At 75.8% G+C, this 1,716-nt stretch carries 2 protein-coding genes and 1 pseudogene; all 3 read right to left on the bottom strand.

The features are described 5' to 3' along the window. On the bottom strand, nt 1-1,055 hold a 1,055-nt coding region (locus ND748_RS31425), incomplete at its 3' end, for an alpha/beta fold hydrolase (RefSeq protein WP_251749925.1). A gap of 113 nt (nt 1,056-1,168) precedes the next feature. Beyond that, nucleotides 1,169-1,366 carry a hypothetical protein gene (locus ND748_RS31430; RefSeq protein ID WP_251749926.1) on the bottom strand — a complete coding sequence of 66 codons (198 nt, stop codon included), beginning with the start codon at nt 1,364-1,366 and terminating at the stop codon, nt 1,169-1,171. Nucleotides 1,367-1,471: 105 nt separating this feature from the next. Next, nucleotides 1,472-1,716, bottom strand: a pseudogene (locus ND748_RS31435) (DUF732 domain-containing protein); the annotation flags it as partial.

Raw genomic sequence — 1,716 nt, forward strand, 5'->3', positions numbered from 1 at the left:
GTCGACAGCGCCGGGTCGGCGGGACGGCGGGCGCGTTCGGTCGCCGTGCGGCCCTCGCGGCCCAGCCAGTCGGTGATGAGCTGCGCGGTCAGCTCCGCGGCCTCGAGCATCGGCACGTGGCCGAGGCCGTCGAGGATCTCCACCCGCCAGTCGGGCCGCTGCGCGGCCACGTTGCGGGCCACCGCCACCGGGATCAGCCGGTCGGCGGAGCCGTGCAGCAGCAGCGTCGGCTGCGGCACGGTGCGGACCATGTGGGCCAGCGGCGCCGGACGCAGCAGCGACCAGACCACCGAGCGGGCCGCGCCCACGAACGCCTGGTCGGCGTCGGGCAGCCCGCCGCGCTCCCGCTGGGCGCGTTCCATCGACGCCAGCGCGGCCTCGGGGATCGCGCTCGGGTCGGCGGTGAGCCGCAGCAGGCTCTGGTCGACGAGTTCCCGGGGGGTGAAACGGGTGCGCCGGCGGGCGAGGACCGCGGCGCCGAGGCGAGGGACGAACAGGCCGGCGAAGATGCGGGCGATCTCCGGATCCGGGCGCACGCCGCGCGGGCGGGGCAACGCCGGGTCGACGAGGATCAGGCCGGCGACCGAGTCGGGTCGCCGGGCGGCCTGCATCACGCTGATCATGCCGCCCATCGAGTTGCCGACGAGGATGGGCGGGGTGTCGAGGACCTCGGCCAGGAAGCGGTCGAGCAGCCCCTGGTTGGCCACGACGTCGGTGCGCCGGCCGGCGGCCGGGGTGCGGCCGTGCCCGGCCAGGTCGACAGCCATCACCCGGTGGGTGGTGGTGAGCAGCGGGGCGAGGGGCAGCCAGTTCAGATAGGAACCGCCGAGGCCGTGCACGCAGAGCAGCAGCGCGGCGTCCGCCGGGCCGCCGAAGTCGACGACATGCACCGGCCCGTCGAGCTGAGCCCAGGACGACCGGAAGCCGTCACCGCCGGACGGCGGCGTGACGCGTTCGTGCCCCGCACCGGCCGGCTGCGCATCGGCCGGCTCCGTATCGATGGTCCCGTTGACTGCGGTCGATCCGGCGCGCGGGGACGTCTCGGGACTGCTCATCCCTCGACGGTAGGACCATCGCGGCTCCGACCGGAAGCCGGGATCGGTGAGATGAAACGCAAGGTCGGCCGCCCGACGGCGGCCGACCTGGAGAAATCCTGACCGGGTGGGGGTCAAAGCGAGCGGGAGACTCCGAGCCGCAGCCGCTTCGGGTTCGCGACGGGACCGAACGCGATCTTTTCGGTCGTGATCTCCACGACCTCCACCGCGTCGACGGCGCCGGGGACGACGTCCCGCGGACCCGGCCCGGAAAGGCCCGAGGTCAGCTGAGTCAACTGGTCCTGCTCCATGTGCACGCTCCTTCCATCCATGTCGACACCTATCCCTAAAACGGTATCGAGCGGACGGGGCACACAAAGACCTCGGGTGGCCCTGCTCACACCACAGATCCGGACTGTCTCGGCACGTGTCCGCGCTCAGCGGCTGGTGGCGGGCCCGTCACGGATGGTCGGCAAGCGGGCGCCGGCAGGCCCATGCGAGTACCCGAACCCGGCCGTCCCGGCACCCCGTCCCGGCCGGGGGGGGGCGGGGGGGGCCGGGGCGGGGGGGGGGGGGGGGGGGGGGGGGGGGGGGGGGGGGGGGGTGGGGGCGGGGGGGGGGGGGGGGGGGGGGGGGGGGGGGGGGGGGGGGGGGGGGGGGGGGGGGGGGGGGGGGGGGGGGG

It is taken from the genome of Frankia sp. AiPs1 (assembly GCF_023716945.1).
GTDB lineage: Bacteria > Actinomycetota > Actinomycetes > Frankiales > Frankiaceae > Frankia.